The organism is Pandoraea soli (assembly GCF_902459595.1).
In the GTDB taxonomy this organism is placed as follows: Bacteria; Pseudomonadota; Gammaproteobacteria; order Burkholderiales; family Burkholderiaceae; genus Pandoraea; species Pandoraea cepalis.
Genome location: NZ_CABPSG010000009.1, coordinates 163,749 through 189,691 on the forward strand (window position 1 = coordinate 163,749; position 25,943 = coordinate 189,691).

The window sequence follows — 25,943 nt, forward strand, 5'->3', positions numbered from 1 at the left end:
TCATGGCTCGCTTCTTTATCGATCGCCCGGTCTTTGCCTGGGTGATCGCCCTGTTGATTACGCTCGTCGGCGTGCTCGCGATCCGGGCGCTCCCCGTTGCGCAGTACCCCGACATCGCCCCGCCGACGGTCAGTGTCTGGAGCGGCTATCCGGGCGCGTCGGCCAAGGTGGTCGAAGACGCCGTGACGGCGATCATCGAGCGCCAGATGAACGGCGCGCCGGGGCTGATGTATACGTCGGCGTCCAGCGGCAACGGTCGTTCGTCGGTCAACCTCACCTTCCGGCAGGGCACCAATCTCGACCTGGCCGCCGTCGAGGTGCAGAACCGGTTGAAGACGGTCGAATCGCGGCTGCCTGAAGTCGTGCGCCGCGATGGCGTCGTCGTCGAGCGCGCCGCCGACAATATTCATATGGTGGTCACGCTGGCGTCTGCGAATCCAGCGATTGGCGAATCCGATCTCGGCGAGATCGCCGCGGCGCAGGTCATCAACCAGCTCAAACGCGTGCCGGGCGTCGGACAGGTGCAGTTCTGGGGCACGGAGAAAGCGATTCGTATCTGGCCCGACACAGCGAAGCTCGTCGCCCTCGACCTGAGTGCTTCGGACATCGTCTCGAAGATCCGGGCCTACAACGTGCGCGTGACCATCGGCGATATCGGCGCAGGCTCGACGCCCGCGTCGGCCCCGATCAACGCCAACGTGGTGTCGGAAGGCTCGCTTTCCTCGCCCGAAGCCTTTGCCGGCATTCCGTTGCGCGTGCGTGCCGACGGCTCGGCGATCCGGCTCGGCGATGTCGCTCGCGTGGAATTGGGCGCGGCCGATTACGCCTATTCGTCGCGCGTGGACGGCATGCCGGCCACCGCGATGGGCATCAAGCTGGCCGCCGGCTCGAACGCCGTCGCGGTGATGAAGGCGGTGCGCAAGGTGATGGACGAACAATCGGCGCTGTTTCCGGCCGGTGTTTCGTACCAGATCCCGTACGAGACCGCGTCGTTCGTCAAGGTTTCGATCCAGAAGGTCGTGAAGACGCTGCTCGAAGCCGTGGTGCTCGTGTTCCTGGTGATGTACCTGTTCATGCAGAACCTGCGCGCCACGCTTATTCCCACACTGGTGGTGCCGGTCGCGCTACTCGGCACCTTCGGCGTGCTGCTGGGGCTCGGATATTCGATCAACACGCTCACGATGTTCGGCATGGTGCTGGCCATCGGTATTCTCGTCGACGACGCGATCGTCGTCGTGGAGAACACCGAACGCATCATGGTGGAAGAGGGGCTCTCACCCTATGCCGCCACGGTCAAGGCGATGAAGCAGATCAGCGGGGCCATCGTGGGGATCACGGTGGTGCTGGTGGCGGTGTTCGTGCCGATGGCGTTTTTCCCCGGCGCGGTGGGCAACATCTATCGACAGTTTGCAATCACGCTTGCGGTGTCGATTGCTTTCTCGGCGTTCCTGGCCCTCTCGCTCACGCCCGCGCTGTGCGCCACGCTGCTGCGTCCGATCGCGGCCGGTCATCACGACAAACGTGGTTTCTTCGGTTGGTTCAATCGCACTTTCGCGCTGGGTACCGAGCGCTACACACGGACCGTGAGCAAGACGCTGCGCCGTCCGTGGCGCGCGGTGCTGGTGTATGGCGCGGTGTTGATCGCCGTGCCGCTCGCGTTCATGCGTCTGCCCTCGTCGTTCATTCCCGACGAGGACACCGGCAGCTTCATGGTGATGGCGTCCGAGCCGCAGGGCGCCACGTTGCCCGAGGCGATGACGGCGCTCGAGCGCATCGAGCACTATCTGATGCAGCACGAGCCGGTCAAGCACGTCTTTGCGCTGGGCGGGTGGAACGAGTTCGGGTCAGGCCCGGGGGGCGGCATGCTTTTTGTCACGCTCAACGACTGGCACGAGCGCACGTCCGCACACGATGCGGTGAGCGCCATTGTCGAGCGCGTCAACGCCAAGTTCGGCGGACGGCCCGATCGCATGGTGATGGCGATGAACAGCCCGGCGCTGCCGGAACTGGGTTCGTCGAACGGCTTCAATCTGCGCTTGCAGGACCGGGCCGGCGTGGGTAAGGACGCGCTCACCGCCGCGCGCGACGCGCTGCTCAAGAAGGCGGCGCAAGATCCCGTGCTCAGGAACGTGATCTTTGCCGGTCAGGGCGACGTGCCACAAATCGACGTCGCCATCGACCGGCACAAGATGGAAGCGCTCGGCGTCAAGATGGACGACGTCAACACGACGCTCGCGACGATGTTCGGCTCCGACTATGTCGGCGACTTCATGCTGGGCGCGGAGAATCGCCGCGTGATCGTGCAAGCGGACGGACGTCAGCGCGTGTCGCCGGAGGACGTCGGCAATCTGCGCGTGCGCAACGCGAATGGCGAAATGGTGCCGCTTTCGGCATTCGTCTCGCTCAAGTGGAAACTCGGCTCGCCACAGCTCAGGCGATACAACGGCTACCCGTCGTTCACGATCCAGGGCGAATCGGCACCGGGCAAGAGCAGCGGCGAGGCGATGGTGCGCATGGAGCGACTGATGGCCGACCTGCCCCAGGGCATCGGTTACGAGTGGAGCGGCCAGTCGCTCGAAGAGCGCACCTCGGGCGCGCAGGCGCCGGTGCTGTTCGCCTTGTCGGTGTTGGTGGTCTTCCTCGCGCTCGCGGCGTTGTACGAAAGTTGGGCGATTCCGGCGGCCGTCGTCATGGTGGTGCCGCTCGGTGTGATCGGGGCGCTCGGCGCGGTGAGCTTGCTGGGCATGCCCAACGACATCTATTTCAAGGTGGGGTTGATTGCGACCATCGGCCTGTCGGCGAAGAACGCCATCCTGATCGTGGAAGTCGCCAACGATATGACGAAACAGGGCATGGCCTGGCTCGATGCGGCGGTCGAAGCCGCGCGTCTGCGCCTGCGCCCGATCGTGATGACGTCGCTGGCCTTCGGCTTCGGCGTGGTGCCGCTGGCCATTGCCTCGGGCCCGGCATCGGGCGCACAGCGCGCCATCGGTGTGGCGGTGCTCGGCGGGATCGTGACGGCCACGGTGCTGGCGATCTTCCTGGTGCCATTGTTTTTCCTGTGGGCCGGTCGCTTCGTGCGCCGGCCAAAGACGAACGCGTCGGGCGATGCCGCACCGGCCATCGAGGGGAAGGTATGAAGACGTTTCGACCCCGCTTGCGCGGGATAGCTGCGCCCGGCGTGTGCTTGCTGGCGTTGGTCGGCGGATGCACGTTGGCGCCGACCTATGAGCGCCCGGCGGCACCGGTGCCGACCACGTACGAGGCGGCACCGTCGGGCACCGGTGCGCGTCTGGCGCTCGCCGAGTCGCTCGCGGCAGACGCGGATTGGGCCGACGTATTCACCGATCCCGCCTTGCAGACGCTGATCCGTCGCTCGCTCGCACAGAATCGCGACTTGCGTCTGGCGTCGCTACGGGTGCAGGAAGCGCGTGCGCTGTATGGCATCGAGGCGGCCAATCTGCTGCCGAGCGTGCAGGCAGGCGGTGCATTCTCCCGTCAGCGGTACTCGGGGGCGGCGGGGCTGCCTGAGGGCAGAGGCACCGCCGCAGGTTACGTCGCCAACGACTTGCGAGCGACGCTCGGCGTGAGCGCATTTGAACTCGATTTCTTCGGGCGCGTGCGCAGCCTGAGCGACGCGGCGCTGCAATCGTATTTGGCGAGCGAGGAAGCGCAGCGGGCGGCGCAGGTGAGTCTCGTGGCGGAAGTGGCCACGTCTTACATTGGACTGGTGGCCATCAACGAACAGATCGCGTACGCGCGCGAGGTGCTGGCGGCGCGCGAGGAGGGCATTCGCGTGGTTCGCCTGCGCGCCGAGCGCGGGCTGGTCGACGATCTCGACCTGAATGCCGAGACCACGCAGGTCGACGTGGCGCGGGCATCGCTCGCCGAGCGCGAGCGGCAACGCAGCCAGATCGTGCACGCGTTGCAGGTCCTGACCGGCGATGTGAGTGCGAAGCCGGTCGCGGCGGCGTCGCTCGACGATGCATTCGTCGTGCCCGTGGCCGCCGGATTGCCGTCGTCGTTGCTGATGCGTCGTCCGGATATTCGGCAGGCGGAAGCGCAACTGCGTGCGGCCAACGCGGATATCGGCGCGGCTCGTGCGGCTTTTTTCCCGTCGATCAGGTTGACGACCGACGTCGGCACCGCCAGCGCGGGCTTTGCGGATCTGTTCGGCGCGGGCACCGGAGTGTGGTCATTCCTGCCGCAGATTACCGTGCCGATTTTTGCGGGCGGGCGTCACCGGCAAGGGTTGAATTTGGCGAACGTGCGCAAGGAGATGGCCGTTGTGTCGTACGAGCGCGCGATTCAGACGGCGTTTGCCGAAGTGGATGACGCCCTGGCAGCGCAAGGGCTGCTATCGCGCCAGTTCCAGGCGCAAAAGCGCGTGTCGGACGGCGAGCGCGAGCGGCTTCGTCTGGCCCATCATCGCTATACCAACGGTGTGGCGAGCTACCTCGAACTGCTCGACGCGCAGCGCAGTGCGTTTCATGCGGCGCAACAGTTGATCGATGTGAAGCAGCGGGTACTCGTCAACCATGTGGCGCTGTACCGAGCGTTGGGCGGAGGATGGCAGCCGGAGGGTGGCACGTCCTGAGACGGTGAGCGGCGGGACCGAATGGCGGGCAGAACATCGACATGGCGCATCGAAAGCATCTCTTGGTAAAGTCTTGGAATGCCACACGGTTCATAAGGAAAACCTTGAGATGCGCCGCCTGAATCTGGATCAGCTTCACACGTTTTCCGAAGTCCTCGACGCGGGGAGTTTCTCCGCGGCCGCCGCGCGGCTCGATCTGTCGCAGCCCGCCGTGAGCTTGCAGGTTCGCCAGTTGGAACAGCGATTGAACGTCCGGCTGGTTGAGCGCGTTGGCAAGCGGCTCAAGCCGACGTCCGCCGGGCTGGCGCTGCTGGACCATGCCCGCCGCATCGATGCTGTCGTCGAAGACGCCATGCATGCGCTGTCCAGCCATGCGAGCGGCGAAGTCGGTGAAGTGGCGATCGGCACCGGAGCGACGGCCTGCATTCATTTGCTGCCGCCGATATTGCGAGCGATGCGCAAGCGCTACCCGATGCTCGACATCCGCGTGAGCACCGGGAACACCGACGAGGTGGTCGCCGCCGTGAGCGAGAACCGGCTCGATATCGGTCTTGTCACGTTGCCCACCGCCGGGCGGAGCCTGCATATCACGCCCGTATTGCGCGACGCGTTCGTCGCCATCGCGCCGGCAGGCGACTCGCACTGGGCGACGGAGGTCACGCCGCAGATGCTCTCCGCGGCACCGATGGTCGCATTCGAGCCGGGGAGCAGCACCCGGCTGTTGATCGATGAATGGTTTCTGCAAGCGGGATTGCGCGTGCGGCCGGTCATGGCGCTGGGCAGCATCGAAGCCATCAAGGAAATGGTCGCGGCCGGCTTGGGTTACAGCATCGTGCCCAGGCTTTCCGTCAACGCGGCGCACTACCGGCGGGGCTTGCGTGTCTCGACGCTCACACCGGGGTTGACGAGAACGCTTGCGGTCGTCATGCGCCGCGACAAACCGCTGACACCGGGATTGCGCAGGGTCGCGTCGGCATTTGAGGCGTTGGGCAATGCCGCCTGAGGGCGATGTGATGGCAATGCGGAAATGATCGGTAATTCACGGTAAATCAGTTTGTGGCCCGGTAACGTAGAATTGCCAACCGTGACCGCATAAAGATAGGACTACCATGCGAGAATACGGGAAATTTGCCGGAAATCATTGAGAAGCGCGCAATTCGCAATGCACCATCACCTTTATCGATATGAAGGGCTGCTCGGTGCCCGTTCGGTCGATGCACTCGACGCCGAGTTTCAGAAGCTGACGCAATCCCTGGGATATGAAGCGTTGTTCTATGCGCCGCTGTCACCGCGTCGCGAACGGGAGGCGGCTGCATTCCAGATGGGAGACCAGCGCATTACCTCGCAGGGAATGCCTAGCCGGCACATTTTCACGACGTTTCCGGCCGCCTGGATCGAGCGCTATCAAAGCGTGGGATATGCCGAAGTGGATCCCGTATTGATTGCCGCGAATTTGTCGCCGCTGCCGATTCTCTGGCGAACCTTCCTCGCACAGGCGCGGCCGCACCCCATCTTCGCGGACGCGCGCGCACACGGCCTCGGGTCCGGGGTGTCGATTCCGATTTATGGTGCGACCGGCGAGCGCGCGATCTTCAGTGCCGCGACGGCCGCGTCGCCGGCAGCATCGGCCGAGCACGAAGCGCGCATGCTCGGCGAGATTTATCTGACGGCAGTGTATTTTCACCAGGCGATTCAGCAGCTCGACATGCAATGGGTGGCGAGTCGCAGCACCGGCAAACTCAGCCCGCGTGAGATCGAAAGTCTGCTGTGGGCGGCACGCGGCAAAACCGCGTGGGAGATCGGTTTGATTCTGCGTATCTCCGAGCATACGGTGACGTTTCACCTCAATAACGCCAAGCGCAAGCTCGGTGCGGTCAATCGGCACCAGGCCATTGCCGCGGCGATCAGCAGTGGGGCGATATCACCCTGAGGCATCGTCGATGCCGTCATCTCCCGTGAGCGTCCTCGACTTGACGCTCGCGCGGTCGTTTCGCCTGCCATCTCCGCCCCGGTTTTGTTTCGTTTTCGCGTAATTCCTTCATCGGATTACGAGCATTTCACAGCGTTTGTGAAACAGTGTGTTGTCGCTTTAGGGCTGGTTCATTAATGAGGGAAAACTATAATTTACCTATGGCGAAAACTGATTGAGTGCGGTTTTCGTGTCCATGCGTAACCGATGAACGATAAAAGGAGTTTTCCATGAAAAAGAACCTGTTGAGCGCTGTCGCCCTCGTTGGCTTGACGATGGCTGCCGGCTCGGTATTCGCCGAAGGTCAGGCGCAAACGACCGGTGTCACCCGCGCCCATGTGCGCGCCGAACTTCAGGCAGCCCGTGAACTGGGCCTCTCGCCGGTGACGGAATTCAACTTCCCGTACACCTATGAGCAGTCGGTCCAATTGCAGAACCTGACGGCCCAGATTGAAGCGCGCAAGCAGACGGCGACCCCGGCCGCCAACTGAAGGTGATGCGATAACCGTCGACAGGTTATCGATGGCAGTGCCTGGATTCGCCGACGGCCCGCCTGACTCGCCACCGAGTCCCGCCTGCGCCGCGCGAATCACCCCACCGACGCCGTAGCGCGTCCTACCACAGCCCCGCCCGAGGATTCGTTCCCGACGGGGCTTGTGTGTTTCTGGAGGCACGGCGTCGCGAAGACGCCGCCTGCCTCATCTCAACGAGTGGATGCCGACGATGCCGTGGAGGTTGCCGGCGTGTTGGGGCCGCCGGCCGTAACACGGGATACCGTCGGCGACGCCTTCTCGCGCGTGGCATTCGCGGCACTCGATTGCCAGCCACCGCCCAACGCCAGGAACAGATTGACCTGATCCAGCGCGACTTGTGTCTCGGAGGCGGCCAGCGCGGCCTCGGCACTGGCGTGCGTGCGTTCGGCGTCAAGACTCGTCAGATACGGCGCGCGACCGGCCTGGTAGAGCTTGTGGTTCTGCTCGGCGGCGGCGCGCGACTTGTCGCGTGCGTCGCGCAGGGCGTCGTCGCGCTGCAGCTCACGCGTGTAAGCCGAGAGCGACGTCTGCGTTTCTTGCAGGGCCTTGAGCACGACGCCGTCGAAATGCGCGAGTGCGGCGTCGGCGCCGGCTTCCATGCCCTTGATGTGCGATCGCACGCCATTGGTCGGCAGCGACCACGTGATCATCGGTCCAACGCTCCACTGTTCGGTGCGCCCTTGTCCGAAGTGTTCCAGGACACCGCTTGCCCCGACCGACGCCCCGATACGGATCGATGGGTAGAGATCCGCCGTGGCAACGCCAATCTTCGCCGTGGCCGACGCGAGTTCGCGTTCGGCCTGACGCACGTCGGGGCGGCGCTTGAGCAGCGCCGTGCCGTCGCCGACCGGCAACGATTGTACGAGTTGAGGAATGCGGCGGCATTGCGCCGCGCTTGGGTCGAGCGTGCCCGGCACCTTGCCGAGCATGACGGCCAGTCGGTACGTCGCCGCGTCATGCTGCGCCTGGAAACGCGGCAAGGCGGCGCGCAAGGTGTCGGCCTGCGCTTGCGCGCGCAGCAGATCGGTCGGCTGATCGCGCCCGGCGTCGACGAGCTTGCGCGTAATCGCGACGCTCTTTTCCTGCAACGTCAGTTGCTCGTTGGCGATGTCGAACTCGTGGTTGGCTGCGCAGCCTTGCACATAGGCGCGCACCGTTTCGGCGGCCACGCTCACGCGCACGACGTCGAGGGCCGCCTGACTGGCTTCGGCAGCCGCCAGCGCGGCTTCATCCGCGCGGGCCAGTTTGCCGAAGAAATCAATCTGATAAGAGATGGACAGGGCGGCAGCCGCCAGATTAACCACCGGCAGCTTTTCTTCCTTCAGGAAACTCTCGCCGGACATCTGGGCGCGCGCCGCTTCGGCTTGCACGCCGCCTTGCGGCAGGTTCTCCGATTCGACTTCGTGGTACATCGCGAGCGCGCGCTGCACGTTGGCAGCCGCCACACGAACGTTCGTGTTGGCCGCCAGCGCCGCTTTCACGAGCGCGTCGAGCCTGGGGTCGTCGTAGAGTTGCCACCAGTCGTCGGGCACCGCACCCATCGAGACACCGTGTTGGGCCGCGTGCGCAATGGGGCCGTTCGCCTCGGGTGAGCGCATCACCGCGTTGTCGGGCAGATGATAGTCAGGCCCCACCGTCGTGCATCCGGCAACGAGCGCGGCGGCCGCTGCCACGGCGCTCATCAGGCAAAAGCGTGTGTTCACCGCTGGGCTCCCGGTTGGGCGCCGGCCGTCTGTGCGGACGGTGCCGAGCCTTGCGACGCGCCAGCGGTTTCCTGCCGACCTTCCACGACCGTCACGGTCGCGGTGCGTCCCGCGACCAGACGCATGTCATTGGGGACATCGTCGAGCGCAATGCGCACCGGAATGCGCTGGGCGAGACGTACCCAGTTGAAGGTCGGGTTGATGTTGGGCAGCATCGACGCGCCGCTCGTGCGGTCACGGTCTTCAATGCCGGCGACGATGCTCTGCACATGACCGTGCAGCACCTGGCGCTCGCCCATCAGACGCACCTCGACCTTGTCGCCGATATGGATGCCGCGCATCTTCGTCTCTTCGAAATAGCCTTCCACGTGCAGCGAGTTGGCATCGACCATCGAGAGCACCGGGCGGCCTGTGCTGACGTAGTCGCCCACGCGCGGCAGGCGGTCGTTCAGGTAGCCGTCGGCAGGGGCGAGCACCCGGGTCCGCTCGAGGTTGAGATGGGCCAGTCGAACGGCCGCGTCGGCCTGCGCCACCGCCGCTTCACCCGACTCAACCTTGGCCTGGCCGGCTTCGATCACTTCCTTGGCGACCACTTCCGTCAACTGATGGTTGCGCGCATTTTCGCGCCGCGCCTGTGCGAGCGTGGCGCGCAGCGCCGCGACGTTGGCCTTGGCCTGCTGCACCGCCAGCGTGTAGCGGTCGCGGTCGATCACGAACAGCAGGTCGCCGCGGTGCACCGGCTGATTGTCCTTGACCTCGACATCGGTGATGAGGCCGGAGACGTCGGGGGCCACCTGCACGATGTCGGCGCGTATGCGGCCGTCGCGTGTCCAGGGGGCGACGGTGTAGTAGTCCCACAGATGCAGCAGAACGAACACCGCGACGCAAGATACCGCGAGCGTCAGCGCGACGGGGCCGATGGAGCGAAATTTCAGTTTCATGGTTGGCAGGCGTGCGCGAGGGCGACAATGCCGCCCAGCGCGATGATGTACACAGCAAGGTTGAACAGGGAACGGTGCCAGACGAGCTTGTAAAAGCCCAGGCGCGCGAGTATGAAGCGCAGCGCGCCGGTCAGGACGAAGGCCACGACCATCAGCACGAGCAGCGTCGGTACGAACACGCCGTAGATATCGATCTCTCCGCTCATTGAGCACTCCCGGGGCGTGTGGTGGGGAACAGCGCGACGTGGATGTCCATGAGCGACGCGCGCGCGCTGCGCGACGCCTGGTCGGTGTGCGCCACCATCGAGCGCACGGCACCCAGCAGTTTGTCTTGCAGCGTGGCGTCGGGGGTGCTTGCCGATTCGTCGAGCCGCGCCTGATAAAAGCGCGCCACATCGGTGAGCACGGTCTCAACGGCGTCGCGCTGCGATGCATTGAGATGCGGCAGCTCTCGCTGCAACGCCAGCGCCGAGAGTTCGACGCGCACTTCGGTAAAACCATCGCTCGACGTTTCGCTCTCGCTCGCAGCCAGGCGCGGCACGAGCTGGCCCAACCGATCGAGCAGACGCGTGCGCAGACGGTTATGTTCGGCAACGGAGCGCCCGAGCGCGTTGCGCGCGATGTCGCGCCAGCTCGAATGGATCAGTCGGCGCATGGCAACGCGCGTACCGAACGGGCGCGTCTGCAGTGTCCACAGCAACGCGAACAGCACGCCGGCCAGTCCGGCGAGATTGCCGTTGAAGAACGCCTGGAAGTCGGCGCTGTATCCGCCCTGAATGCCCACGAAGCTCGCCGTATTCACCGCGACCAGCATGGCCACCATCGTGAAGCGCGGTTGTGGAATCAGCGTGCCCAGCAACAGATACGGAATTGCGAACAGTGCGACGAGCAGTCCGAAGTCGTGCGCATTCGTCAGGATGAAGAAGACGTACACCGCGGCGAACACCACGCACACGGCGGTCGCCCAGAAAAACGAGCGGATGAATGGCGCGGGCTCGTCCATCGCGGCGAAGAAGCAGCAGGCCACGGCACCGAGCGCGACGCCGGCGGCGCCATCGTTCCAGCCGGTGTAGATCCACGCCAGACCCATGAGGAACGTGCACAGTGCCGCCGACACCGTCGAGAACAGCAGGAGACCGTGGTCGTAGTGGCGCGCGCCGCCCAGCTCCCAGTGCTGGAAGGCGGGCGTCCATTCACCCTCGCCCTCGTGATGCTCGCGCTGACCGAAGCGGCGCTGCAGCGACGCGCAATCCTGCCAGAGCTGAACAAGCGAGCGCAGGCGGTCTTCGGTGGCTGCGACCAAGGCGCCATACCAGTCAGAGGCCTCGCCGGCCGATGGTGCCGGACTCAGCAAATGCGCCGGGGCGGGCATCGGCGCACCGCGACGCAGCCAGGCGACCACGTCCGCCATCTTCGCCTCGAGCGCCCCGGGCGCGCCGCTCGGATGCTCGCGCAACGCTTGCACGAGCGACGCGACCGTCGAGAGCACGGGCATCATCATCGTCATGCGCCCGCGCAATTCCTGCGCATCGCGCACGCGTTCGGACGTGTCGGCGTCGTACGAGAGCTGGCTGATCAACTGGTCGAGGGCCAGAATGTCGGCCGCCATGCGGTGCCGGCTCATGTGGCGCGTTGCCTTGCCGTCGGGGTCGGCCGAGAGCATGTCGGTCGTCCAGCGCGCGGCGTCGGTCAGCCAGCGTGCCGAGCGGTCGTGCAGGACCTTGGCCACGCTCGTGGGCAGGACCACGGCGCCGACCACGCTCGCACAGACGATGCCGAGGATGATCTCTTCGGAGCGTGCCACGGCGATATCGAAGATGACGCCAGGCGTGTTGACGGCCGGCAGGGCGATCAGCGGCAGCGTGTACGAGGCGAGCAGGAACACATAGCTGCGCGGCGAGCGATGCAGCAACGAAATATAGAGCAGCGTGCCGGTCCACAGCCCGACGGCCGCCATCAGCAGTTCGGGCGTGTTGACGAGCGCCGGCACGAAGACGACGGACGCCGCGGCGCCGAGCAGCGTGCCGAACACGCGATACAGCGCCTTGGAGCGCGTGGCGCCCGTGAGCGGGTGCGACACGATATAGACAGTGGCCATCGCCCAGTACGGACGCGGCAGGCCGAGCGCGAGCGCGATGTAAAGCGCCAGCATCGAGGCGAGGAACGCCTTGATCGAGAAAATCCAGTCGCGGGAGGAAGGCCAGGTGAGCACGGTTTACTTCTTGGGGGGAGCCAGTGCGAGGATGGACCCATCGGGGCCCGCTGCGCGAGAGAGCACTTCGAACACGCGCAACACCGCTTCGAAATCCTCGCGCGGAATGTCGGCGAACACCTTCGCGCGCAACTCGCTGAGTTCGATTTCGAGCTTTTCGGCGAGCGCTTCGCCAGCCGCCGTCAGGCGCAGCGCATTGGCGCGGCGGTCGCTTGCGTCGACTTCGCGCAGCACGAGACCGGCCCCGCACAACTGATCGAGCAGTCGCACCAGCGACGCGCCTTCGAGCCCGACATATTCGGCAAGCTCGACCTGACGCACGCCCTGGCCCAGCCGGCGGATGAACAGCAACGGGCCGGCGCTCGCCGCGGAAATACCGTATTCGGCGATCGCGCCTTGCGATAGCTGGCGCCACTGTTTGCCGGCCAGCAGCAGATGGCTCGTAAAGACGAAGCGGAGCGATTCCAGGGAGGTCATGAGAAAGATTATATGGTAACTAATAATTAGGATGCTAGTTAATAGGGTATTGCGTGTGATGGCGAAGTCTCGGAAAACCCAAGCCTGTATTGGGTTTGCGGGGGATCGTCAGGCTTTTTGACGGCGCTTCGACGGACGATTTCGGCGCCGTTCGCCCGTTTTATTTTTGGCGAGGCGATTTCAGGCACCCTGGCGAGCGTCCCCGTCGTCTGCGCGGTTGCCCTCGCTTTCTCCATCGGGCGGGGCGCCTGCCGCCTCGTCGATCCGCTTCATGTTGTCGAGCAATTTGAGCAGATAGTGCAGCGCGTGCGTCATGTCTCCCGTCGAGAACTCATCGAGCGCCTGCGCGTAATAGTCGTGGATGCGTGGCACCGCCTCGCGGTGCCAGACCGCGTGCCCGTGCTCGGTCATGGTGATGCGGCGCGATCTCCGGTCGCGGCCGTCCGGTGCGCTCGCGATATGGCCGTCGCGCTCCATGCGGCCGATCAGGCCCGACAGATTCTGGCGACTCACCATCAGATAGCGCGCGAGATCGCCCACGCTCATGCCGTCGGGCACCTCCGGGCGCGAGAGGGCACCGAGTACGGCCCATTGCTGCGTCGTCAGGCCCAGACTTTCCACCGCTCGCGTGCCTGTTTTATGCAACATATTTGCGCATTGATAGAGACGGAAGAACAGCCGGTTTGCCAGCTCCATGCGCGTTATTTTCGTATTGTTGCTAGGGTTTTCCATATCAATCTCTCCGCTTTCGCGTGCTTGCGCATCGTCGATGTCGCGTCTAGTATACGTCAACATATTGACGTAATTTTATCGGTGGGTCGGGATCTCCAAGGTCAACAAGGATACCGCGCCCACCTGTGACTCTGGAGGCGATACATGCGGCGATTCGAGGGCAAGACGGTCATCGTGACGGGCGGTGGGGGCGGGATCGGCGGGGCGACGTGTCGCCGTTTCGCCAGTGAGGGCGCGGCGGTGGCGGTATTCGACCGCGATCTGGCGGCGGCCGAGCGCCGGGCGGGCGAAATCGAGGAAGCGGGCGGACGTGCCCAGGCGTTCGCGTGCGACATCACCGTGCGTGACCAGGTTGATCGCGCCGTCGCAGCGGTGTCGACGGCATTCGGGCCGGTGGACGTCCTGGTCAACAACGCCGGTTGGGACATTTTCAAACCCTTCACCAAGACCGCCCCGGCGCAATGGGAGTCGCTCATCGCGATCAACCTCGTGGGGGCGCTGCATATGCATCACGCGGTGTTGCCCGAGATGGTGGCACGGCGCAGCGGACGCATCGTGAACATCGCGTCGGACGCGGCGCGCGTCGGGTCGTCGGGCGAGGCGGTGTATGCCGCCTGCAAGGGCGGGCTCGTCGCGTTCTCGAAGACGCTTGCCCGCGAGCACGCGCGCCACGGCATCACCGTCAACGTGGTGTGCCCGGGGCCGACCGACACGGCGCTCTTTGCCGATTACAAGGAAGGCGCGGGCAATCCGGAAAAGCTGGTGGAAGCGTTCACCAAGTCCATTCCGCTCGGCCGCATCGGGCAGCCGGACGACTTGCCGGGGGCCATTGCCTTCTTCGCGAGCGACGACGCCGCGTTTGTCACCGGTCAGGTGCTGAGCGTCTCGGGCGGCCTCACGATGTGCGGTTGAGCCAGACCATTTCCCGATCTCTCATATCGATATCACCATTGGCGCGCGTCACGGCTTTCAGCGGCACCCAACGACAGCGAGCGACGCGCAGCGGCAAGGAGCGACACTATGCAATACGAAGACATCCTGTATGAAGTGCGCAACGGCGCGGCGTGGATCACGATCAATCGTCCGGACAAGATGAACGCCTTTCGCGGGCGCACCTGCGACGAACTGATTCATGCCATCAACAAGGCTGGCTACGACCGCGAGATTGCCAGCATTGTGCTTGCCGGCGCAGGCGAGAAAGCGTTCTGCACCGGGGGCGATCAGTCGGCGCACGAGGGGCAGTACGACGGACGCGGCACCATCGGGCTGCCGATGGAGGAACTGCACAACGCCATTCGCGACGTGCCCAAACCCGTCATTGCCCGCGTGCAAGGCTATGCCATCGGCGGCGGCAACGTGATCTGCACCTTGTGCGACTTCACGATTGCGTCCGAGAAGGCGGTGTTCGGGCAGGTCGGCCCGAAGGTCGGCTCGGTCGATCCGGGCTTCGGTACCGCATTTCTCGCGCGCGTCGTCGGCGAGAAGAAGGCGCGTGAGATCTGGTATCTGTGCCGTCGCTATCCAGCCACGGAAGCGCTGGCGATGGGACTCGTGAACACCGTCGTGCCGCACGATCAACTCGACGTGGAAGTTCAGAAATGGTGCGACGAGATTCTGGAGCGCAGTCCGACGGCGATTGCCATTGCGAAGCGCTCGTTCAACATGGACACGGCGCAACAGGCGGGCATCGCGGGCATGGGGATGTACGCGCTCAAGCTCTACTACGAGACGGAGGAGTCGCGCGAAGGCGTGCGTGCATTCCAGGAGAAGCGCAAGCCCGAGTTCCGTAAATACGCCAAATGAGCGAGGCGAACGCGATGCAAAATCCGTATCTCGACGACGATCTCGTCGCGCTGGCCGAGCACACGCGGCGTTTCGCCCAGGCGCGGGTCGCCCCCGGTTTTCTCGAGCGTGACAAAACACGCGTGCTCGATCGCACACTCATGCGCGAGATGGGTGAACTTGGCCTGATCGCGCCGGAGCTGCCGGAAGCCTTCGGTGGGCAGGGCATGGGGCGTCTCGCGGCGGGCGTGATACACGAAGCGATTGCGCGCGCGGACCTGAGCCTGTCGTACGTCAATCTGCTGGCCTCGCTCAATGGCCAGATTCTCGCGGCGCATGGGCAGCCTGAGGTCGTCTTGCCTTGGCTGCGCAAGCTCACGCGCGGCGAGACGTTGCTCGCGATCGCACTCACCGAGCCGCGCGGCGGGTCGGACGCCGCCAACTTGCGCATGCGGGCCGAATTCGACGGGACACATTACGTGCTCAACGGGGAAAAGACCTCCATCTCCGCCGCCGACCAGGCAGACGCCGCCGTGGTGTTCGCGCGCACGGGCGACGTGGCGTCGGGCGCGCGCGGCATCTCGGCATTCCTCGTGCCGCTCGACTTGCCGGGCATCACTCGGCAACGCTTCGATTGCCATGGGCAGCGCGCCATTGGCCGCGGCTCGCTGTTCTTCGAAAACGTGAAGATCCCGGTCGACCACGTACTGGGTGCGCCGGGCGAGGGCTTCGTGCAAGTGATGCAGGGCTTCGACTTCTCGCGCGCGCTCATCGGCTTGCAGGTGCTGGCGGTCGCCCGCACCTCGCTCGACGAGACTTGGGAATACGTGGCCCAGCGCGAAGCGTTCGGCAAACCGCTGTCGGCGTTTCAGGGCGTCTCGCACCCGCTGGCGGATTTCGACACGCAGGTCGAAGCGGCGCGTCTGCTCTGTCTTCAAACGTTGTGGCTCAAGGATCGCGGACTGCCGCACAGCGCCGAGGCGGCCATGTGCAAATGGTGGGGGCCGAAGCTCGCTTACGACGTCATCCATCAATGCCTGCTGATGTTCGGCCACGGCGGTTACGACCGGGGCGTGATGGAGCAGCGATTGCGCGACGTGCTCGGTTTCCAGATCGGTGACGGCACCGCGCAGATCATGAAGACGATCATCGCGCGCACGCGCGCCGGCCGACAGGCAGTGCCGGTTTGACCGGCCGGCGGCTGGATGACATTCGCGACAGCATAGGAGACGATGCGATGGAGTTCGATGCGGTATTGCTTCCCCCTCGACGTGAGCACAGTGTGGCGCGCGGCTGGTGGCCCGAACGCACGATCAACGATGCGCTCGACGCGGCCCTCGCGGCATGGCCCGACAAGGTCGCACTCACGGCGGTCTCGACGGCCACCGGCCAGACCACATCGCTGACCTATGCCGCGCTGGCCGATGCGGCCGAGCGTCTTGCGCTGGGCCTGCTGCGACGCGGTGTCGGACGCGGTGACGTGGTCGCCTGCCAACTGCCCAACGGCTGGCCGTTCGCGGTGACCTACCTGGCCTGCGCCCGTATCGGCGCGGTGCTCAATCCCCTCATGCACATCTTCCGCGAGCGCGAGCTGTCTTTCATGCTGCGCCATGGCGAGGCGAAAGTGTTCATCGTGCCGCAGCAGTTTCGCGGCTTCGATCACGCGGCGATGGCGCGCGCGTTGCAGCACGAGCTTGACGCGCTCCGGCATGTGATCGTCGTAGGGGAGGCTGCCGCAGAGGAGAGTTTCGACGCCGTGCTCATGGCTGGCGAACCTGCGGCGACCGACGCGGAGCGCGCGCAGATGCAGGCGTCGCGCGTGCGTCCGGACGACGTGATGCAATTGATGTACACGTCCGGCACCACGGGCGAGCCGAAGGGGGTGATGCACAGTGCGAACACCACGTTCTCGAACATCGACGCTTACGCGCAGCGCATGCGCCTCGGTCGCGACGACGTGATTCTGATGGGCTCGCCGCTCGCGCATCAGACCGGCTTCATGTACGGCCTGATGATGCCCATCATGCTCGGCGCGAGTGCGGTCATGCTCGACGTGTGGGACCCGGCGAACGCCGTGCGTCTGATTCAGGCGCATGGGGTGACCTTCACGATGGCGTCCACCCCGTTTCTCACCGATCTGACCAAGGCGGTGGCGGCCAGCGGCGAGACCGTGCCGAGCTTGCGTGCCTTCCTGTGCGCGGGGGCGCCGATTCCGGGGCCGGTAGTGGAGCAGGCGCGCAAGGTGCTCGGCGCGAAGATTGTGTCGGCGTGGGGCATGACCGAGAACGGCGCCGTGACGCTTACGCGTCTGGACGATGACGATGCGCGCGCGTCGACGACGGACGGCTGTCCGCTGCCGGGCGTCGAGCTACGCGTGGTCGACGCGGACGATCGTGATCTGCCCACGGGAGAGACCGGCCGCTTGCTCGTGCGCTCGTGTTCGAATTTCGGCGGCTATCTCAAGCGCGCGCAATGGAACGGCACCGACCCCGCCGGGTGGTTCGACACGGGCGATATGGCGTGGCTCGATGCCACTGGCTACGTGCGCATCGCCGGGCGCAGCAAGGACGTAATCATTCGGGGAGGCGAGAATATCCCCGTCGTCGAAATCGAGGCGCTGCTGTACCGCCATCCGGCGGTCGCGACGGTGGCCATCGTGGCGTATCCGGACGAGCGGCTTGGCGAGCGTGCGTGTGCGGTGGTGGTGCCGCGCCCCGGGCAGTCGATCGATTTGCCGGCGCTCACCGCTTTTCTGGCGTCGCACAAGGTCGCCCGGCAGTATTGGCCGGAACGGCTCGAAGTGCGCGAGGCGCTGCCGACCACCCCCACGGGTAAGATACAGAAATTCAAATTGCGCGAGATGCTGCAGACGGGCGAGTGAAAGCCCGCATGCGGCGCGGCGTTCTTCAAGGATGAAAGGTCGATGACATCGAAGGGACTGGATAGCGAATCGTTCGAGCTGTTGCTCGCCGCGGTGCAACGTTTCATTCGCGAGCGGCTGGTGCCCGCCGAGAACGACGTGGAAGAGCACGACGACGTGCCGGCCACGCTCGTCAATGAGATGAAGGAGATGGGCCTGTTCGGCCTGTCGATTCCCGAGGCATTCGGCGGCATCGGTTTGTCGATGACGCAGGAGGTGCGCGTGGCCTACGAGTTCGGGCAGACGTCGCTGGCGTTTCGCTCCGTGTTCGGCACCAACGTGGGCATCGGCTCGCAGGGTATCCTGATGGACGGTACCGAGGCGCAAAAGCGCGACCTGCTGCCGCGCGTGGCGAGTGGGGACCTGATCATGTCGTTCGCGCTCACGGAGCCGGACGCGGGATCGGACCCGGCCGCGCTCAAGACACGGGCCGTGCTCGACGGCGACACCTATGTGCTCGATGGCGTAAAGCGCTTCATTACCAACGCGCCGCGCGCCGGGGCGTTCACGCTGATGGCGCGCACGGGCGGCGAGGGCGCGGGCGGTATCTCGGCCTTCATCGTGCCGGCCGACACGCCGGGCCTGTCGCTGGGCAGGCCCGACAAGAAGATGGGGCAGCGCGGAACGAAGACGTGCGACGTCGTGCTGCAAGGCGCGCGCGTGCCGGCGGCGAACATCATCGGCGGCGAGGCGGGCAAGGGCTTCAAGACGGCGATGAAGGTCCTTGACCGCGGTCGCTTGCACGTGGCGGCGCTGGCGTGCGGCATGGCGCAGCGAATTCTCGACGAGTCCGTGACCTATGCACGCGAACGCAAGCAATTCGGGCAGCGCATCGGCGACTTCCAGCTCGTGCAGGCGATGCTCGCGGACAGTCAGGCGGAACTGTACGCCGGATGGTCGATGGTGCAGGACTGTGCCCTGCGTTACGACGCGAAGCCCGAGGGCAAGCGTGACGCCGACGTCAGCACGCGGGCCTCGTGCGCCAAGCTGTTCTGCACCGAGATGGTCGGGCGCGTGGCCGATCGTGGTGTGCAGGTGCACGGCGGCGCGGGCTACATCAACGAATACAAGGTCGAGCGCTTCTATCGCGACGTCCGACTGCTCCGTCTTTATGAAGGCACCACGCAAATTCAACAACTGATCATCGGGCGCGCCCTGATGCAGGACGATTGAGGTCGCGCGCACCGCTGGCGGTGCGCCGAGTCGTACACGCGGCGCATCATGCTGGTGCGCGCGATGTCAGGGCTGCACCGCCTTGCACTGCTGCGGTGCAACAGATTCCACCCGATTTTCGGGCGTTTCCCATAGACAAACCACCTGTTCTGCGTTGACCAGCAACGCTTTGTCGATCTTTCTGCGTCACTTGGCACGCTTTTTGCATTGCTGTGTGTGCCAGCGGCAAAGACGTCGCCGGCCATGAATTCCGGTACGGCGTCAGGCAAGATCGCCTGCGACGTACCCACAGGACAACGGCGTCCCTCCGTGCTTCGGCACGGTCGGACGCCGTTTTGTTTTTCGGGCGCTGCAAGCGCTGCAACAGGAGAAGACAGCATGCGCAAACCTCGTCTGGTCGTCATCGGCAACGGCATGGCCGGCATCCGCACGCTCGAAGAGCTGCTGGAAATCGCACCGCATCAGTACGACATCACCGTATTCGGTGCCGAGCCGCATCCGAACTACAACCGGATCCTGCTCTCACCGGTGCTCGCCGGAGAGCAATCGTTCGCCGACATCGTGCTCAATCCGCTCGACTGGTATGCCGAGAAGGGCATCACGTTGCATCTGGGCAAGGAAGTCACGCAGATCGATCGACCGCGCCGTGTCGTGCGTTGCGCCGACGGCACCGAGGCGCCGTACGACCGTCTGTTGATCGCCACCGGCTCCAGCCCGTTCATTCTGCCGGTGCCCGGCAAGGATCTCGCTGGCGTGATCAGCTATCGCGACATTCGCGATACCGAGATCATGATCGAGACGGCGAGCATGAAGCGTCATGCGGTCGTGATCGGCGGCGGTCTGCTCGGACTCGAGGCGGCCAACGGTCTCAAGCTGCGCGGCATGGACGTCACCGTTGTGCACCTGGCCGACACCTTGCTCGAACGCCAACTCGACAGTACGGCGGGCAAGCTGTTGCAGCAATCGCTCGAAGCGCGCGGTCTCGCATTCCGGCTGTCGCATCAAACGGCAGCGATTCTCGACGACGGCAACGGCAGCGTGCGGGCCGTGAAGTTCAGCAACGGCGAAGAAATCGACGCCGACCTCGTTGTGATGGCCGCAGGAATTCGGCCGAACACGACATTGGCCGAAGCGGCGGGTCTGTATTGCGCCCGTGGCATTGTTGTGTCCGACACGCTGCAAACCTACGATCCGCGCATCTACGCCGTGGGCGAATGCGTGAGCCATCGCGGCGTGGCCTACGGTCTCGTGGCCCCGCTGTTCGAGCAGGCCAAGGTCTGCGCCAACCACCTCGCGCTCATGGGCATCGGCAGCTATCGCGGCTCGGTGTTGTCGACGAAGCTCAAGGTCACGGGCATCGACCTGTTTTCGGCGGGCGACTTTCTCGGCGGCGAAGGCACCGAGGAGATCGTGTTGTCCGATCCCGCGAGCGGCGTCTACAAGAAGCTGGTGATTCGCGACGACAAGCTCGTCGGCGCGTGCCTGTATGGCGACACGGCCGACGGCGCCTGGTACTTCAAGCTGTTGCGCGACGGGCGTTCGCTGGGCGAGTTGCGCGAACGCATCATGTTCGGCGAGTCGAGCGTGGGCGACGTTGGCACGCAAGGGCAGAACCGCGCGTCGGCGATGTCCGATACCGATGAAGTGTGCGGCTGCAACGGCGTGTGCAAGGGCACGATCGTCAAGGCGATCACCGAGAAGGGTCTGTTCACGCTCGACGAAGTCAAGAAGCACACGAAGGCCGCCAGCTCGTGCGGTTCGTGCGCCGGGCTGTGCGAACAGATCCTGATGAGCACGCTGGGCTCGACCTACGACGCGGCACCGAAGGAGAAGGCGGTGTGCGGTTGCACGGATCTGTCGCATGCCGACGTGCGTCGCGCGGTGCGTGAGCATCACCTCACGTCCCACCGCGCCGCCTTCGACTTCCTCGAATGGCGCACGCCCAACGGGTGCGCCACGTGCCGTCCGGCGCTGAACTACTACATGCTCAGCACGTGGCCGAAGGAAGCCGTTGACGATCCGCAAAGCCGCTTCGTCAACGAGCGCGTGCACGCCAACATCCAGAAGGACAACACGTTCTCCGTCATCCCGCAGATGAAGGGTGGCGTGACGAACGCGAGCGAGCTGCGCCGCATCGCCGACGTGGCGGACAAGTACCAGATTCCGATGGTCAAGGTCACGGGCGGTCAGCGTATCGATTTGCTCGGCGTGAAGAAGGAAGATCTCGTGAGCGTCTGGCGCGACCTCGGTATGCCGTCGGGACACGCCTACGGCAAGTCGATCCGCACCGTGAAGACGTGCGTGGGCAGCGAATTCTGCCGCTTCGGCACGCAGAACAGCACGCAGATGGGCATTGATCTCGAGACCATGCTCGCGAACATGTGGTCGCCCCACAAGGTCAAGCTGGCCGTGTCCGGCTGCCCGCGCAATTGCGCCGAGGCCGGGATCAAGGACGTGGGCGTGATTGCGGTCGACTCGGGGTGGGAGCTGTATGTCGGCGGCAACGGCGGCATCAAGACCGAAGTCGCGCAGTTCCTCGTCAAGGTGAAGACCGCCGACGAGGTCAAGGAGTACACGGGCGCATTTCTCCAGCTCTATCGCGAGGAAGCCTATTACCTCGACCGCACGGTGCATTACCTCGACCGGGTGGGCCTCGACTACGTGAAGCAACGCGTGGTGAACGATGCCGCCAATCGTCGCGCGCTGTACGAACGGCTGCTGTTCTCGCTCGATGGCCTGCCCGACCCGTGGCAAGCGCGTATCAACGGGGCGCAAGCCAATGAATACCGTCCGCTGACCTCGACCGTGCCAGTGAGCATCGAGCCCGCGACTGCCTGAGGAGAACACCATGACGCAATCCAAACCGATCTGGCTGCATGTCTGCGACGTGGGCGCGATCCCGCGCCTGGGCACGCGCGTGCTGACCCATCCGAGCGGCGACATCGCGCTCTTTCGCTCAGAGAGCGACAAGGTCTTCGCGCTGCGCGACAAGTGCCCGCACAAGGGCGGGGCGCTCTCGCAGGGCATCGTGCACGGCGAGAAGGTCACGTGCCCGCTGCACGCCTGGAACATCGACCTGACGACCGGCGAAGCCTGCGCACCCGATGTGGGCTGTGCAGAGCGCTTCGCCGTGCGGATCGACGCGGGCGAGGTGTATGTGTCGCTCGACCAGGCGATCGGTACCGAGGTGGGCGCGGCGACGGCTGCCGCTTGACCCGCTCCCCCCGACCCCCTGACCCCTCGCGATTGCCGGAGCCCCCCATGACAACCCTCACGCAAACCACCTGCTGCTACTGCGGCGTCGGTTGCGGCATGCTCGTCGAGAGCGACGGCGAGCGCATCGTCGGTGTGCAGGGCGACCCGGCGCATCCGGCGAACTTCGGGCGTCTGTGCAGCAAGGGCATGACGTTGCCGCTCACCGCACAGTCGCTTGCCGGACGCGTGCTGACACCCGAGCTGCGCACCACGCGCGACGCCGAGCGCGCGCCCGCCAGTTGGGACGCCGCGCTGGAGACGGTGGCATCGCGCTTTGCCGATGTCATCCGTCGGCATGGCCCGGACGCCGTCGCGTTCTACGTGTCGGGACAGTTGTTGACCGAGGACTATTACGTCTTCAACAAGCTCGCCAAGGGGCTGGTGCGCACCAACAACATCGACACGAACTCGCGACTGTGCATGTCGAGCGCCGTGAGCGCCTATAAGATGGCGCTCGGCGCAGACGGCCCGCCCACCTGCTACGACGATCTCGAAGCGGCCCGCACCGTGCTGTTCGCCGGCAGCAACATGGCCTACGCGCACCCGGTGCTGTTCCGTCGACTCGAAGCGGCCAAGGCGGCCGATCCGTCGATTCGCTGGATCGTCGTCGATCCGCGCCGCACCGATACGGCGGCGATGGCCGATCTGCATCTGGCCATCGTGCCGGGCACCGACGTTGCCCTGTTTCACGGCATGCTGCATCACCTGATCTGGGAAGGACGCATCGACCGGCGCTACATTGACGCCCACACCGAAGGCTTCGATGCGCTCAAGCAGATGCTGCGCGGCTATACGCCGCAACTCGTGGCCGATATCTGCGGCATTGAAGAGTCTGCATTGCGTCAGGCGGCCGACTGGTTTGGCGAGAGCCCGGCGGCGCTGTCGCTTTACTGCATGGGACTGAATCAATCGAGCCACGGCACCGAGAAGAATCTCGCGCTCATCCATCTGCATCTGGCCACCGCGCAGATCGGACGCCCGGGCGCCGGGCCGTTCTCGCTCACCGGTCAGCCCAATGCGATGGGCGGCCGTGAAGTCGGCGGGATGGCCACCATGCTCGCCGCACATCGCGAGATCGGCAACGCGGCGCATCGCGCGGAGATCGAGCAGCTTTGGGGCGTGCAGGGGCTGTCCGACAAGCCGGGCCTGCCCGCCGTGGAGATGTTCGATGCCGTGCGCGACGGCCGTATCAAAGCGATCTGGATTGCGTGCACGAACCCCGTGCACTCGATGCCGGACAGTGAACGCGTGCGTGAAGCGCTCGCTGCCGCGGAGTTCGTCGTGGTGCAGGAGGCGTTTCACCAGACGGACACCGTTCCTTATGCCGACGTGCTGCTGCCCGCAACGAGCTGGGGCGAGAAGGCGGGCACGGTCACGAACTCGGAGCGGCGCATCTCGCGCGTGCGGGCTGCCGTCTCGGCGCCGGGAGAGACCCGGGCCGACTGGTGGATTGCCAGCGAGGTCGCCCGGCGTCTTGCACCCAAGCTCGCCGCGTCGCCCGAACCGTTCGCGTTCTCGTCCATCGAGATCATCTTCGACGAGCATCGCGCGCTCACCGTGGGACGCGACCTCGACATCGGCGGTATCGATTACGCGTTGCTCGAGCAGCGCGGACCGCAACATTGGCCGTTTCCGGCCGGCGCGTCGCAGGGCGTTGCGCGCCGCTACGAGGACGGCGTGTTCGCTACGAGCGACGGCCGTGCACGTTTTCATGCGTTCGAATACCAACCGGTGGCCGAGCCGATCAATGCCCGTCATCCGCTGCGACTGATTACCGGCCGCTTGCGCGATCAGTGGCACGGCATGAGTCGCACGGGGCGTGTGGGGCAGTTGTTCGAGCACGCACCCGAGCCGGCGCTCACCATGCATCCGGCCGACGCGGCGCGTCGCAGCCTGCGCGCGGGCGATGTCGTGCGGCTGTCGAGCCGTCGCGGCGAGCGGGTGTTGACGCTGGCCGTGAGCGACGACGTCGCCTCGGGCACGGTGTTCGTGCCGATGCACTGGAGCGGACAGTTTCTCGGCGGCGGGGGCGTGAACGACACGACCCTCGGCGCCGTCGACAAGTATTCGAAGCAGCCCGAACTGAAGCACGCCGCCGTGCGCGTCGATCCGCTCGCGCTGCCGTGGCGGGTGGCGGCGGTGCGGCGCGGCGACGCCCTGCAATTGCACGCGGCGGTGCAGCCGCTGCTGGCCGAGCGGCGCTTCGCGACGGTGCGTCTGGAGGGTGACGACCGGATCGTGGTCATGGCCGCCGACAGCGAGCCGGACGCCGACTGGCTGGAGCGCTTGCACACGGCGCTGGCCCTGCCGCGCGACGAATCGCTGCTGGAGTATCGCGATGCGCGCCGGTCGATGACCAAGCGCGTGGCATGGTGCGACACCTTGATCGACGGCGTGCTGGTGGCGGGCAGTGAAGCCGATGTCGCCGCGTCGACGTCGCTGCTCGCGCGTGTTCGCGAAACGTCGCCCTGGACGCGCGCGCGCCATGCGGTCTTCGTGGCCGACAGCGGACCGGCTGTGCCACGCGATCGCACGGTGTGCCAGTGCAAGTCCGTGACGGCGTCGAGCATCAACGCGGCGATCGGCGCGGGAGCGGACGTCGCACAGCTTAAGGCGAGGCTCGGCTGCGGGACGGTCTGCGGCTCGTGTGTGCCGGAGTTGCAGCGCATGTGCGCTGCGCCGGTCAACGCTGCGACGCAGCCGTTCGCGACGAATGTCGCTTGAGGCCGGGGCATGGGCGGCGCATCGTGAACGTACCGACGGGATTTGAATTGGGCGACATGCAGAACATCGAGGAATTGAGGGAGAACGATCATGAAGAACGGCAAAGTCACCCTGCTGAGCGCCGGTCCCGGCGCGCTGGATCTGCTGACGTTGCGCGCGGCACGCGTGCTCGGAGAGGCCGATGTGCTGCTCGTCGACGATCTGGCCAATCCGGAGATCGCCACGCTCGCGCCGCAGGCACGCGTGATTGCCGTGGGCAAGCGCGGCGGCTGCCGCTCGACGCCACAGGCTTTCATCGAACGCCTGATGTGCCGCTTTGCGCGACGCGGCGCGCACGTGGTGCGCGTGAAGGGGGGCGACGCGCTGATGTTCGGGCGTGCGGGCGAGGAAATCTCGGCGCTGCGTCGCGCGGGGGTGCCGGTGGAGATCGTCAACGGGGTGTCGTCGGCGTTCGCGGCGGCGGCCGGTTTGGGGATGTCGCTCACCCATCGCGACCACTGTGCGGGCGTGACGTTCGTCACCGCGCACCGGCAGGACGGCAGTGCCCCCAACTGGGCGGCGCTCGCGGCGACCGGCACCACGCTGGCGATCTACATGGGCCTGCATCGGGTCGAGGAACTGAGCGAAACGCTGTTGGCGCATCTCGATGCGGCAACCCCGGCGGGGGCGGTGCAGTGGGCGGGCTCGCCGCAAGAGCGGCGAATGGTCACGTCACTGGGCCGGCTGGCGGCCGACGTTCGCGCCGCGGGGTTTGCGAGCCCGACCGTCCTGCTCGTGGGCGGCGCGGTCGGTGAAGCGGCACTCGCGGCGGTCGAGCCGAGTATGGCGACGAGTGTCGATGACGGGGATGTCGCCGCGGACACGGTGCGCGACGTCATCGCCAGAGCGGCCTGATGCGTTGTATCTTCACTACCTATACTGGACA

Annotated in this window: 20 protein-coding genes; 14 read left to right on the forward strand and 6 right to left on the reverse strand. The window is 65.5% G+C overall.

All coding sequences use genetic code 11. The annotated features are described in order from the left end of the window. Positions 1-2: 2 nt before the first annotated feature. From PSO31014_RS16555 to PSO31014_RS16575, 5 genes are all read left to right on the forward strand, one after another. Positions 3-3,140 carry a multidrug efflux RND transporter permease subunit gene (locus PSO31014_RS16555; protein ID WP_150552611.1) on the forward strand — a complete coding sequence of 1,046 codons (3,138 nt, stop codon included), beginning with the start codon at positions 3-5 and terminating at the stop codon, positions 3,138-3,140. Next, the gene (locus PSO31014_RS16560) at positions 3,137-4,597 is read left to right on the forward strand and encodes an efflux transporter outer membrane subunit (RefSeq protein WP_150552612.1); all 1,461 of its coding nucleotides are present in this window, start codon (positions 3,137-3,139) and stop codon (positions 4,595-4,597) included. Before PSO31014_RS16555 ends, PSO31014_RS16560 begins: the two co-directional genes overlap by 4 nt. A gap of 109 nt (positions 4,598-4,706) precedes the next feature. Next, complete coding sequence (locus PSO31014_RS16565; RefSeq protein ID WP_150552613.1) at positions 4,707-5,600, forward strand: LysR family transcriptional regulator; 894 nt, start codon at positions 4,707-4,709, stop codon at positions 5,598-5,600. Between the two features lie 159 nt (positions 5,601-5,759). Continuing rightward, entirely contained in the window at positions 5,760-6,527 is a 768-nt protein-coding gene (locus PSO31014_RS22515; RefSeq protein WP_150552614.1) for an autoinducer binding domain-containing protein, read from the forward strand. A gap of 269 nt (positions 6,528-6,796) precedes the next feature. Beyond that, positions 6,797-7,057, forward strand: coding sequence for a DUF4148 domain-containing protein (locus PSO31014_RS16575; protein WP_150552615.1), 261 nt, complete (start codon positions 6,797-6,799; stop codon positions 7,055-7,057). Between the two features lie 212 nt (positions 7,058-7,269). On the opposite strand, the gene PSO31014_RS16580 is transcribed toward PSO31014_RS16575, so the two are convergent. The 6 genes from PSO31014_RS16580 to PSO31014_RS16605 form a co-directional block, all read right to left on the reverse strand. Beyond that, a complete protein-coding gene (locus PSO31014_RS16580; protein WP_150552651.1) occupies positions 7,270-8,781 on the reverse strand; it encodes an efflux transporter outer membrane subunit in 1,512 nt (503 codons plus the stop codon). 17 nt (positions 8,782-8,798) lie between these two features. Continuing rightward, on the reverse strand, positions 8,799-9,743 hold the full coding sequence (locus tag PSO31014_RS16585) for an efflux RND transporter periplasmic adaptor subunit (protein WP_150552616.1): 945 nt from the start codon (positions 9,741-9,743) through the stop codon (positions 8,799-8,801). Then, positions 9,740-9,949: a DUF1656 domain-containing protein gene (locus tag PSO31014_RS16590; protein ID WP_150552617.1), complete on the reverse strand. Its 210-nt coding sequence runs from the start codon at positions 9,947-9,949 to the stop codon at positions 9,740-9,742. The genes PSO31014_RS16585 and PSO31014_RS16590 overlap by 4 nt, the downstream gene beginning before the upstream one ends. Continuing rightward, the gene (locus tag PSO31014_RS16595) at positions 9,946-11,955 is read right to left on the reverse strand and encodes an FUSC family protein (protein WP_150552618.1); all 2,010 of its coding nucleotides are present in this window, start codon (positions 11,953-11,955) and stop codon (positions 9,946-9,948) included. Before PSO31014_RS16595 ends, PSO31014_RS16590 begins: the two co-directional genes overlap by 4 nt. A 3-nt stretch (positions 11,956-11,958) precedes the next feature. Then, positions 11,959-12,432, reverse strand: a complete 474-nt coding sequence (locus PSO31014_RS16600; protein WP_130026726.1) for a MarR family winged helix-turn-helix transcriptional regulator — start codon at positions 12,430-12,432, stop codon at positions 11,959-11,961. 180 nt (positions 12,433-12,612) lie between these two features. Next, positions 12,613-13,164 (reverse strand): MarR family winged helix-turn-helix transcriptional regulator, encoded by a 552-nt coding sequence (locus PSO31014_RS16605; RefSeq protein WP_150552619.1) that lies wholly within the window; start codon positions 13,162-13,164, stop codon positions 12,613-12,615. 144 nt (positions 13,165-13,308) lie between these two features. Here PSO31014_RS16605 and badH point away from each other — a divergent pair, with 144 nt between their 5' ends. The 9 genes from badH to cobA all read left to right on the forward strand — a co-directional run bounded on the left by badH (position 13,309) and on the right by cobA (position 25,912). Then, positions 13,309-14,076, forward strand: a complete 768-nt coding sequence (badH, locus tag PSO31014_RS16610) for a 2-hydroxycyclohexanecarboxyl-CoA dehydrogenase (protein ID WP_150552620.1) — start codon at positions 13,309-13,311, stop codon at positions 14,074-14,076. A 108-nt stretch (positions 14,077-14,184) separates the two neighbouring features. Next, positions 14,185-14,967 (forward strand): 2-ketocyclohexanecarboxyl-CoA hydrolase, encoded by a 783-nt coding sequence (badI, locus tag PSO31014_RS16615; protein WP_150552621.1) that lies wholly within the window; start codon positions 14,185-14,187, stop codon positions 14,965-14,967. Positions 14,968-14,981: 14 nt separating this feature from the next. Next, positions 14,982-16,136: a cyclohexanecarboxyl-CoA dehydrogenase gene (aliB, locus tag PSO31014_RS16620; RefSeq protein WP_150552622.1), complete on the forward strand. Its 1,155-nt coding sequence runs from the start codon at positions 14,982-14,984 to the stop codon at positions 16,134-16,136. A 47-nt stretch (positions 16,137-16,183) separates the two neighbouring features. Beyond that, positions 16,184-17,827 carry a cyclohexanecarboxylate-CoA ligase gene (aliA, locus tag PSO31014_RS16625; RefSeq protein WP_150552623.1) on the forward strand — a complete coding sequence of 548 codons (1,644 nt, stop codon included), beginning with the start codon at positions 16,184-16,186 and terminating at the stop codon, positions 17,825-17,827. Positions 17,828-17,869: 42 nt separating this feature from the next. Further along, positions 17,870-19,039, forward strand: coding sequence for an acyl-CoA dehydrogenase family protein (locus PSO31014_RS16630; RefSeq protein ID WP_150552624.1), 1,170 nt, complete (start codon positions 17,870-17,872; stop codon positions 19,037-19,039). Positions 19,040-19,417: 378 nt separating this feature from the next. Continuing rightward, on the forward strand, positions 19,418-21,877 hold the full coding sequence (gene nirB / locus PSO31014_RS16635) for a nitrite reductase large subunit NirB (protein WP_150552625.1): 2,460 nt from the start codon (positions 19,418-19,420) through the stop codon (positions 21,875-21,877). Positions 21,878-21,887: 10 nt separating this feature from the next. Next, entirely contained in the window at positions 21,888-22,253 is a 366-nt protein-coding gene (gene nirD / locus PSO31014_RS16640) for a nitrite reductase small subunit NirD (RefSeq protein ID WP_150552626.1), read from the forward strand. A 47-nt stretch (positions 22,254-22,300) separates the two neighbouring features. Continuing rightward, entirely contained in the window at positions 22,301-25,018 is a 2,718-nt protein-coding gene (locus PSO31014_RS16645; protein ID WP_150552627.1) for a nitrate reductase, read from the forward strand. A gap of 90 nt (positions 25,019-25,108) precedes the next feature. Next, positions 25,109-25,912: a uroporphyrinogen-III C-methyltransferase gene (gene cobA / locus PSO31014_RS16650; protein ID WP_150552628.1), complete on the forward strand. Its 804-nt coding sequence runs from the start codon at positions 25,109-25,111 to the stop codon at positions 25,910-25,912. The last annotated feature ends 31 nt before the right edge of the window (positions 25,913-25,943 follow it).

What these genes read in the sequence shown, in the direction of transcription:
- PSO31014_RS16555 (WP_150552611.1), top strand. Translation starts at nt 3, where the DNA reads ATGGCTCGCTTCTTTATCGATCGCCCGGTCTTTGCCTGGGTGATCGCC.
- PSO31014_RS16560 (WP_150552612.1), top strand. Translation starts at nt 3,137, where the DNA reads ATGAAGACGTTTCGACCCCGCTTGCGCGGGATAGCTGCGCCCGGCGTG.
- PSO31014_RS16565 (WP_150552613.1), top strand. Translation starts at nt 4,707, where the DNA reads ATGCGCCGCCTGAATCTGGATCAGCTTCACACGTTTTCCGAAGTCCTC.
- PSO31014_RS22515 (WP_150552614.1), top strand. Translation starts at nt 5,760, where the DNA reads ATGCACCATCACCTTTATCGATATGAAGGGCTGCTCGGTGCCCGTTCG.
- PSO31014_RS16575 (WP_150552615.1), top strand. Translation starts at nt 6,797, where the DNA reads ATGAAAAAGAACCTGTTGAGCGCTGTCGCCCTCGTTGGCTTGACGATG.
- PSO31014_RS16580 (WP_150552651.1), bottom strand. Translation starts at nt 8,781, where the DNA reads ATGAGCGCCGTGGCAGCGGCCGCCGCGCTCGTTGCCGGATGCACGACG.
- PSO31014_RS16585 (WP_150552616.1), bottom strand. Translation starts at nt 9,743, where the DNA reads ATGAAACTGAAATTTCGCTCCATCGGCCCCGTCGCGCTGACGCTCGCG.
- PSO31014_RS16590 (WP_150552617.1), bottom strand. Translation starts at nt 9,949, where the DNA reads ATGAGCGGAGAGATCGATATCTACGGCGTGTTCGTACCGACGCTGCTC.
- PSO31014_RS16600 (WP_130026726.1), bottom strand. Translation starts at nt 12,432, where the DNA reads ATGACCTCCCTGGAATCGCTCCGCTTCGTCTTTACGAGCCATCTGCTG.
- PSO31014_RS16605 (WP_150552619.1), bottom strand. Translation starts at nt 13,164, where the DNA reads ATGGAAAACCCTAGCAACAATACGAAAATAACGCGCATGGAGCTGGCA.
- badH (WP_150552620.1), top strand. Translation starts at nt 13,309, where the DNA reads ATGCGGCGATTCGAGGGCAAGACGGTCATCGTGACGGGCGGTGGGGGC.
- badI (WP_150552621.1), top strand. Translation starts at nt 14,185, where the DNA reads ATGCAATACGAAGACATCCTGTATGAAGTGCGCAACGGCGCGGCGTGG.
- aliB (WP_150552622.1), top strand. Translation starts at nt 14,982, where the DNA reads ATGCAAAATCCGTATCTCGACGACGATCTCGTCGCGCTGGCCGAGCAC.
- aliA (WP_150552623.1), top strand. Translation starts at nt 16,184, where the DNA reads ATGGAGTTCGATGCGGTATTGCTTCCCCCTCGACGTGAGCACAGTGTG.
- PSO31014_RS16630 (WP_150552624.1), top strand. Translation starts at nt 17,870, where the DNA reads ATGACATCGAAGGGACTGGATAGCGAATCGTTCGAGCTGTTGCTCGCC.
- nirB (WP_150552625.1), top strand. Translation starts at nt 19,418, where the DNA reads ATGCGCAAACCTCGTCTGGTCGTCATCGGCAACGGCATGGCCGGCATC.
- nirD (WP_150552626.1), top strand. Translation starts at nt 21,888, where the DNA reads ATGACGCAATCCAAACCGATCTGGCTGCATGTCTGCGACGTGGGCGCG.
- PSO31014_RS16645 (WP_150552627.1), top strand. Translation starts at nt 22,301, where the DNA reads ATGACAACCCTCACGCAAACCACCTGCTGCTACTGCGGCGTCGGTTGC.
- cobA (WP_150552628.1), top strand. Translation starts at nt 25,109, where the DNA reads ATGAAGAACGGCAAAGTCACCCTGCTGAGCGCCGGTCCCGGCGCGCTG.